The 8,519-nt window shown below is 66.1% G+C and carries 8 protein-coding genes; all 8 read left to right on the top strand.

Annotated elements, in window-relative coordinates; genetic code table 11:
- Positions 1-173 precede the first annotated feature (173 nt).
- The 8 genes from mutL (at position 174) to G7Y85_RS03550 (ending at position 8,390) form a co-directional block, all read left to right on the top strand.
- A complete protein-coding gene (gene mutL / locus G7Y85_RS03585; RefSeq protein WP_166251730.1) occupies positions 174-1,979 on the top strand; it encodes a DNA mismatch repair endonuclease MutL in 1,806 nt (601 codons plus the stop codon).
- Between the two features lie 413 nt (positions 1,980-2,392).
- A complete protein-coding gene (miaA, locus tag G7Y85_RS03580) occupies positions 2,393-3,349 on the top strand; it encodes a tRNA (adenosine(37)-N6)-dimethylallyltransferase MiaA (RefSeq protein ID WP_166251727.1) in 957 nt (318 codons plus the stop codon).
- A gap of 71 nt (positions 3,350-3,420) precedes the next feature.
- Positions 3,421-3,681: an RNA chaperone Hfq gene (hfq, locus tag G7Y85_RS03575; protein WP_166251724.1), complete on the top strand. Its 261-nt coding sequence runs from the start codon at positions 3,421-3,423 to the stop codon at positions 3,679-3,681.
- A 59-nt stretch (positions 3,682-3,740) separates the two neighbouring features.
- Positions 3,741-5,054 (top strand): ribosome rescue GTPase HflX, encoded by a 1,314-nt coding sequence (gene hflX / locus G7Y85_RS03570; RefSeq protein ID WP_166251721.1) that lies wholly within the window; start codon positions 3,741-3,743, stop codon positions 5,052-5,054.
- Positions 5,055-5,181: 127 nt separating this feature from the next.
- Positions 5,182-6,330 carry an FtsH protease activity modulator HflK gene (gene hflK, locus G7Y85_RS03565; RefSeq protein WP_166251718.1) on the top strand — a complete coding sequence of 383 codons (1,149 nt, stop codon included), beginning with the start codon at positions 5,182-5,184 and terminating at the stop codon, positions 6,328-6,330.
- Positions 6,327-7,193 carry a protease modulator HflC gene (gene hflC / locus G7Y85_RS03560; RefSeq protein WP_166251715.1) on the top strand — a complete coding sequence of 289 codons (867 nt, stop codon included), beginning with the start codon at positions 6,327-6,329 and terminating at the stop codon, positions 7,191-7,193. Before hflK ends, hflC begins: the two co-directional genes overlap by 4 nt.
- A complete protein-coding gene (locus tag G7Y85_RS03555) occupies positions 7,190-7,381 on the top strand; it encodes a DUF2065 domain-containing protein (RefSeq protein WP_166251712.1) in 192 nt (63 codons plus the stop codon). The genes hflC and G7Y85_RS03555 overlap by 4 nt, the downstream gene beginning before the upstream one ends.
- A gap of 31 nt (positions 7,382-7,412) precedes the next feature.
- Positions 7,413-8,390, top strand: coding sequence for an ATP phosphoribosyltransferase regulatory subunit (locus G7Y85_RS03550; RefSeq protein WP_166251709.1), 978 nt, complete (start codon positions 7,413-7,415; stop codon positions 8,388-8,390).
- Positions 8,391-8,519 lie beyond the last annotated feature (129 nt).

The following is an 8,519-nucleotide window of genomic DNA, read 5'->3' as shown; positions in this document are numbered from 1 at the left end:
CCGCCGGGTGAAACGGCGCGCTTGCGAAGCGCAGCTTCGCGCGTCGTTTCACGCCCGGCCAGGGATGGCCGGGCCGGGGCTGAATCAGGCGCTGCGGTTGCGCCAGGGAAGGCGACCCTGAGCTGCGCTCGACGACTTCGCCGGGCGCAACCGGAATCTGTTTAGACTTTCCCATGATCCGCATTCTCCCCGATACCCTCGTCAACCAGATCGCCGCCGGCGAAGTCGTCGAGCGCCCTGCCGCGGTCGTCAAGGAGCTGGTCGAGAACAGTCTCGATGCCGGCGCGCGCGCGATCGAGATCGAGATCGAGCAGGGTGGGGCGGCGCTGATCCGCATTCGCGACGATGGCAGGGGCATCGCGGCTGATCAGCTTGCTCTGGCCCTGACCCGGCATGCGACCAGCAAGATCGGCAGCTTCGACGATCTCGAGCGCGTCGCCACGCTGGGTTTTCGGGGCGAGGCACTGCCGAGCATTCTGTCGGTGTCGCGGCTCAGGCTGCTGTCGCGGCCGCCCGACGCGGAGCACGCCTGGGAACTGGGCGGCGCCGGACAGATCGATGACATCGCGCCGCGACCGGCCGCGCATCCGTTCGGCACCACGATCGAAGTCCGTGACCTGTTCTTCAATACGCCGGCGCGGCGCAAGTTCCTGAAGTCCGAGGCAACCGAGTTCCGTCAGGTCCAGCAGGCCGTTTCTCGTGTCGGGCTGTCGCGCTTCGATGTCGGCTTCGTGTTGCGGCACAACCGGCGCGTGATTCTCGATCTGGCACCGGCCGTCGGCGACGAAGGCCGTCTGGCGCGGCTGCGGCAGATTTGCGGCGACGAGTTTGTTTCCCAATCGACGGCGATCGACGAAAGCCGGCTCGGCATGCGCCTGTCGGGCTGGATCGGCCTGCCGAGTTTTGCGCGCAATCAGGCCGATCTGCAGTACGTCTATGTCAACGGTCGTCTGGTGCGCGATCGCCTGCTGGCGTTCGCGCTGAAGCGTGCGTTCGCTGACGTCATGCACTCGACGCATCACCCGGCCTACGTCGTTTATCTGGAAGTCGATCCGGCGTCGGTCGACGTCAATGTGCACCCGCAGAAGACCGAGGTGCGCTTTCGCGACGCGACGCGCGTGCACGACCTGCTGTTCGGTGCCGTGCACCAGGTGCTGCGACGGCTGCGGCCGGAGCCGGAGCGGCATCACCAGATCCAGCTCGCCGCCGAGCCGATGCCGGCCGTGATGCCGGGCTACGTGGCGCCGGGCGGCGCGGCAGTATCGGTCTGGCGCCAGTCCGCGCGCCTCGACCTGCGCGAACCGGCAGTGCCCGGATATGCCGCCGCGAACTGGAAGCCGCCGGAGCCGATGTCGTCGCCCGCCGCTGCCGTCGGCGCGTCCGACGCGCGGCCACTCGGCACCCCGCTCGCGCAGGTGCATGGCATCTACGTGCTTGCGCAGAACGACCAGGGGCTGGTGCTGATCGACGCACACGCCGGGCACGAGCGCGTGCTGTACGAACGACTCAAGCGGCAGCTTGCCGATGGCGGCATTCCGGCACAGGCGCTGCTCGTGCCGGAAGTACTGGCCTTGGCCGAAGACGAGGCCGACGCGCTGGAAGCGCAACGCGACACGCTGAAGCGATACGGTTTCGATTTCGATCGCAGCGGGCCGGCCAGCATCCTCGTGCGGGCCGTGCCGCCGCTGCTGGCACGCGGCGACGTCGGCGCCTTGCTGCGCGAACTGGTCGGCGACGAAACGCAGCGCGAGAGCGAGCGTCATTTCGACGAGGCGCTCGACGCCCAGCACCGCGTGCTCGCCGACGTCGCCTGCAAATCGGCGATCAAGGCACACCGCCGTCTCACGCTCGCGGAAATGGACGGCCTGCTGCGCGACATGGAACGCACCGATCTCGCCGGTCAATGCAATCACGGCCGCCCGACCTGGATGCAGATCACGATGGCCGAACTCGATCGCCTGTTTCTGAGGGGGCGCTGAAGCGCTGCTTTGCGAGCACCGCTCGCAAGCGCTTCAGCGCGGCCGGGCATGGATGCCCGGCCCGGGGGCCAATCAGGGGCCGAGGTCGCGCCATGGATGGCGTCACCGTGTTGCGAGCACCGCTCGCAAGCGCTTCAGCGCGGCCGGGCATGGATGCCCGGCCCGGGGACCAATCAGGGGCCGAGGTCGCGCCATGGATGGCGTCACCGTGTTGCGAGCACCGCTCGCAAGCGCTTCAGCGCGGCCGGGCATGGAGCGTTTGGCAAAGGCGAGGGGTGACTCGATGTCACGCCGAGTCGGGACAAACGCCGGCCAGATCAATCGGGAGCCGAGCCTGCGCCGCGGTTGCCGTCACCGCGATCACGGTCCGGCCGGCGATGCTCGCGGACGTTGCGACGCATGATAATTGCGCCATGACGTCCGAACCGAACTCACCGCCAATCCTGCTGATGGGCCCGACCGCGTCCGGCAAGACCGGGCTGGCGCTGGCGCTGGCGGAGCGGCTGCCGGTCGAGATCGTGTCGGTCGATTCGGCTCTGGTCTACCGTGGCCTCGACATCGGCTCGGCGAAACCGGATGCCGCGATGCGCGCGCGCGTGCCGCATCACCTGATCGACATCCTCGATCCGGCCGAGTCGTATTCGGCGGCGCGCTTCGCGGTCGATGCGCGGCGCCTGATTTCCGAAATCCGTGGCCGCGGACGCGTGCCGCTGCTGGTCGGCGGCACGATGCTGTACTTCCGCGCGCTGACCCGTGGACTGAGCGAGCTGCCGGCGGCCGACGCCGACGTGCGTGCGCAACTGGAGGCCGACGCGGCAAGGCTGGGGTGGCCGGCCATGCATGCCCGGCTGGCGGCGCTTGACCCCGACAGCGCCGCGCGCCTGCATCCGAACGATCAACAGCGCGTCCAGCGTGCGCTGGAGATCATTGCCGTGAGTGGAACCACGCCGAGCGCGTTCTACGCGCGCCGCGGCGGCGGCGAGCCGGTGCGCGAACGCTGGTGCCGTCTGGCGCTGAATCCACCGGCCCGCAGCGAACTGCATGGACGGATCGCCGCCCGCTTTCACGCGATGATGGCCGACGGTTTTCTCGACGAAGTGGCGCGCCTGCACGCGCGCGGCGATCTGCATCCGGAGCTGCCGGCGATTCGCGCTGTCGGCTACCGGCAGCTGTGGGCGCACCTGGAAGGTGAGTGCTCCCGCGAGGAGGCCGTCGAACGCGGCATTGCCGCGACCCGGCAGTTCGCCAAGCGGCAATTGACCTGGCTGCGTTCGGAACCGGACTTGAATTGGCTCGATCCGGCCCAAGATGGACTGCTCGAGGCGGCCCTAGCGCATTTTCGCGCCGCCGACAACAGCGAATCGCCATAAGCAGTGCTAAACTTTCCTGCGATAACACCGTCCGGGCCACGTAAGCACGGGCACACAATAGGGAAAATCCGATGTCGAAAGGTCATACGCTACAAGAACCGTTTCTCAATGCCCTGCGCAAAGAACGCATCCCGGTTTCCATCTACCTCGTCAATGGCATCAAGCTTCAGGGCCAGATCGAGTCGTTCGATTCGTTCGTTGTCCTGCTTCGCAACAGCGTCAGCCAGATGGTCTACAAGCACGCCATCTCGACGGTCGTGCCGGCTCGCGCCGTGCGCATCTACGAAGGCGACGGCGACGGCGAAGCCGCCGCGGAGTCGGCATCGACTTGAGCTGCCGCGCCGGCCCGGGCGTTGCGGCCGTCGTGCTGCCGAGACGCCTGAGCTGACGCATGTTTGAACGTCCGAAAGCGGGCCAGAAGGCCCTGCTGGTCCATCTCGAATTTCCGGGCGCCGATTTCGAATCGGATCGCCAGGAATTCATCGAGCTGGCCCGCTCGGCCGGCGCCGACATCATCGCGACGATCGGCGGCTCGCGCCGCGATCCCGATCCCGGCCTGTTCGTCGGCTCCGGCAAGGCGCAGGAAGTCGCGGATGCCGTCGCCGCTTCCGGCGCCGAACTGGTGATCTTCAATCACGCGCTGTCGCCGAGCCAGGAACGCAATCTCGAACGTCTGGTGAAGGCGCGCGTGCTCGATCGTGCCGGCCTGATTCTCGACATCTTCGCGACGCGCGCCCGCTCGCACGAAGGCAAGCTGCAGGTCGAACTCGCGCAGCTGCAGCATGTCGCCACGCGTCTGATCCGTGGCTGGACCCATCTCGAACGTCAACGTGGCGGCGGCATCGGCCTGCGCGGTCCGGGCGAAACCCAGCTGGAAATGGATCGTCGTCTGATCAAGGGCCGCATCGCGACCCTCAAGCGCCATCTGGAGACGGTGCGTGGCCGCCGCGCGCAGAACCGTGCGTCGCGCGTGCGCAACAACGTGCCGACGGCGTCGATCGTCGGCTACACGAACGCCGGCAAGTCGACCTTGTTCAATGCGATGACCGGCGACGCGACGTTCGCATCGAGCCAGCTGTTCGCCACGCTCGACACCACGGTTCGGCGCCTGCCGCTGGCCAGCGGCGACACCGTGCTGCTGGCCGACACGGTCGGGTTCATCCGCGATCTGCCGCACGATCTGGTTGCCGCGTTTCGCGCGACGCTGGAAGAGGCGCGCGACGCCGAGCTGCTGCTGCATGTCGTCGATTCCGCCGACCCCGAGCGCATGAGCCGCATCGTCCAGGTCGAGGAAGTACTGCAGGAGATCGGCGCCGAAGAAGTGCCGTGCCTGCAGGTCTTCAACAAGATCGATCTGCGCGACGACGAGCAGCCGCGCATCGAGCGCGACGAGTTCGGCGTGCCGACGCGGGTATACGTGTCGGCGCGCGACGGCCTCGGACTGGAGCTGTTGCGCGAGGCGATCGCCGAGCGCCTGCTGCCGCGTCTCGAAGTACAGGAACTGAGCCTGCCGCCGTCCGCAGCGCGCCTGCGTGCGCAATTGTTCACCCATCATGCCGTGCGTGCCGAGCGCATTGACGAGCACGGGAACTTTCATCTGCAGGTCGCAATGCCTTACGCACGCCTGCAGGGACTTTGCGCGGCGGCTGGCGTGACACCGCCGCCGTCACCGCATGTCGTTGAGGAATGGGAGCTTTCTCCCTAAAATTCGCGTCTCGCTGGAGACTGCATCAGCATCGGCAAGAGCCGGAATCCGGCGCCGGACGCCATCTCGTTTCGCCCGCACGGCAGCGCGGGCATTAAGCACGAATACCAGGATTGAGGAGTCTTCAATGGCTTGGAATGAGCCCGGCCCCGGCCGCGACCCATGGAATCAAGGGCCCAAGCGGGGCGACAACAAGCCGCCGCAACTCGATGAAGTGCTCAAGCGCTTCAAGGAACGTTTCGGCGGCAAGGGCGGCGGCGGCGGCAGCGGTGGCTTGCCGAAGCAGCTGCCGAGCGGCGTCGTCGGTCTTGCCGCGCTGCTGATCGTGCTGCTGTGGCTGGCGTCCGGCATGTATGTCGTCGACGAACAGGAGCGCGCCGTGGTGCTGCGTTTCGGTCAGCACGTCGGCACCACCTCGCCGGGCCTGAACTGGCATCTGCCATGGCCGATCGAAAGCGTCGAGGTCGTCAACGTCACCGGTGTGCGCTCGGTGCGCGAGGAAGCGACGATGCTGACGCAGGACGAGAACATCGTCGATGTCGAACTGTCCGTGCAGTACCGCGTCTCCAACGTCGAAGACTACGTGTTCCAGATCACCGAACCGGACCTGACGCTGAAGCAGGCGACCAAGGCCGCCGTGCGACAGGTCGTCGGCCAGAGCAAGATGGATTTCATCCTCACCGACGGTCGCGAGGAAGTGGCCGACGAAACCAAGCGTGTGCTGCAGGATCTGCTCGACCAGTACAAGGCCGGCCTCGCAGTGACCGAAGTCAACCTGCAGCAGGCGCAGCCGCCGGAGCCGGTGCAGGCCTCGTTCGCCGATGCAATCAAGGCACGCGAAGATCAGGCACGCCTGAAGAACGAAGCCGAGGCCTATGCCAACGATCGTCTGCCGCGCGCGCGTGGCGCCGCGGCGCGGCAGATCGCCGAGGCGACCGGTTATCGTGATCAGGTGGTGGCCAAGGCCGAGGGCGATGCGTCGCGCTTCGACCAGCTGCTGACCGAGTACCGCAAGTCGCAGAAGGTCACCAGGGAACGCCTGTATCTGGACATGATGCGCAGCGTGCTGGGCGGCTCGAGCAAGATCCTGATCGACGCCGACAAGAGCAGTCCGATGTTGTACCTGCCGCTCGACCAGATCATCAAGAACGCGCAGCACAAGACCGACAACAGCGACCCGGACTATGTCACTGCGCCGGGACCGTCGCCGCGCAGCAGCAGCGGCAGTTCATCCGACGACGATAGTGCGCGTTCGCGCGACCGGAGCCGCCCATGAAGAACAGTACGCTCATCTCGATCGGCATCGTCCTGCTGCTGGCCTGGACCCTGGTCAACAGTTTCTTCGTCGTCGACCAGCGCCAGCGCGCGGTGATGTTCCGCTTCGGCCAGCTGACCGAGGCCGACTTCAAGCCCGGCCTGCATGTGAAGCTGCCGGTCGTGCAGACCGTGAAGACGTTCGACGGCCGCGTGCTGACGCTCGACAACCAGACCGAGAACTTCCTGACGGTCGAGAAGAAGAATGTCGAGGTCGATTACTACGTGAAGTGGCGGATCGCCGACTCGGCGACCTACTACCGCGCGACCACCGGCCAGGAATTGGTGGCGATGGACCGTCTTGCCAGCATCGTCAATCGCGGCCTGCGTGACGAGTTCGGTTCGCGGACGATCCAGCAGGCAGTGTCGGACGAGCGCAACGACATCATGTCGGCGCTGCGCCAGTCGGTCGGCAGCAAGGTCAAGGACCTCGGCATCAGCATCGTCGACATCCGCATCAAGTCGATCAATCTGCCGAAGACGGTCAGCGATTCGGTTTATGACCGCATGCGCGCCGAACGCGCACGGGTCGCGGCCGATCTGCGAGCGCGCGGTGCCGAGGAAGGCGAGAAGATCCGTGCGACCGCCGACCGCGAAGCGCAGGTGACGCTCGCCGATGCGTACAAGACCGCCGAACAGTTGAAGGGCGAGGGCGATGCCAAGGCAGCGGACATCTATGCCAAGGCCTATGGCCAGGACCCGGAGTTCTATCGCTTCTACCGCACGCTCAACGTCTATCGTGACACCATGGGCGCACAGGGTGATGTGATGGTGCTGCAGTCCGACAGTCCGTTCTTCAAGCTGTTCAAGAACGGGACGCCGTGAATCCGGACTGGCATGAGCTTCTGCGTGCGCTGGCGCTGGTCATGGTGATCGAAGGTCTGTTGCCGTTCGCGGTACCGTCGCAGTGGCGGCGCACGCTGTTCACGATCGCGCAATTCGACAACCGCACCATGCGCTTGATCGGATTGGCGAGCATGGTGACCGGGCTCGTCGTCCTGCAGTTCGTGTAAGCAGTTCGAGCAAAGGGAAATCGCAGAACACATGAAGAAGTGGATGCTGCCGGTCGGTGTGGAAGAGGCCTTGCCGCCCGTGTCGTGGCAGATCGAGGATTTGCGCCGCAAGCTGCTCGACCATTACCGCAAGAGCGGTTACGAGCTCGTGCATCCACCCTTGATCGAGCACCTCGATGCCCTGCTGACGGGCACCGCGCAGGACATCGAACAGCAGATCTTCAAGCTGACCGACCCGGAAAGCGGTCGCCTGCTCGGCCTGCGCGCCGACATGACGCCGCAGGCGGCGCGCATCGCCGCGCGTCACTACGGCGATCGCGACATCGTGCGGCTGTGCTACCTGGGCACCGTGCTGCGTTCGCAGGCGGGCAGTCTCGGCGGGCCACGCTCGCCGCGGCAGGTCGGCTGCGAGATTTTCGGCGAAGCCGGCATTGCCGCCGATCTGGAAGTCCTGCGCGTGATGCTCAAGACGCTGAAGCTGTCGGGCGTCAGGCATGTCCATCTCGATCTTGGCCACGTCGGCATCTATCGCGCGGTGATCGGCAAGCTGGGCCTGCCGGCCGACGAAGAGGCTGCGCTGTTCGACATCGTGCAGCGCAAGTCGCATCCGGATCTGCAGGACTTCGTCAAGGCGCGGGGCCTGAAGCCGCGGGCTGCGAAGGCGATCTCCGACCTGCTCGATCTCAATGGCGGTACCGAAGTGCTGACGCGGGCCGTCGAGGTGCTGAAAGGCATCGGCGACGACGTGGTCGCGGCACTGCAGCTGCTCGACAAGATCGTCAGGGAACTGCGCACGGAAATGCCGAAGCTGCCGATCCATCTCGACCTTGCCGAGCTGCGCGGTTACCGCTATCACACCGGCATCGTGTTCGCCGCGTTCGTGCCGGGTCACGGCCGCGAGATTGCGCGCGGCGGTCGCTACGACGGCGTCGGCCATGAATTCGGTGCGCCGCGACCGGCAACCGGTTTCTCGGCGGACCTCAATGAATTGCTGCGCCTCGGCGCCTGAACTCAACAGGCGCCGTCCGGTGCCGATTCGGTAAGACAGGATGAAGTGCTATGGATAAGACAGTTGTCATCATCGGCGCGCCCAGGTCGCGTCTCGACGCGAACGCAGGACAACGGGGGCATTGCCCCA

This window comes from Solimonas terrae (assembly GCF_011067135.1).
Lineage (GTDB): Bacteria > Pseudomonadota > Gammaproteobacteria > Nevskiales > Nevskiaceae > Solimonas > Solimonas terrae.
The sequence above is the reverse complement of the archived record's forward strand: the minus strand, read 5'-3'. Positions and strand labels throughout refer to the sequence as shown.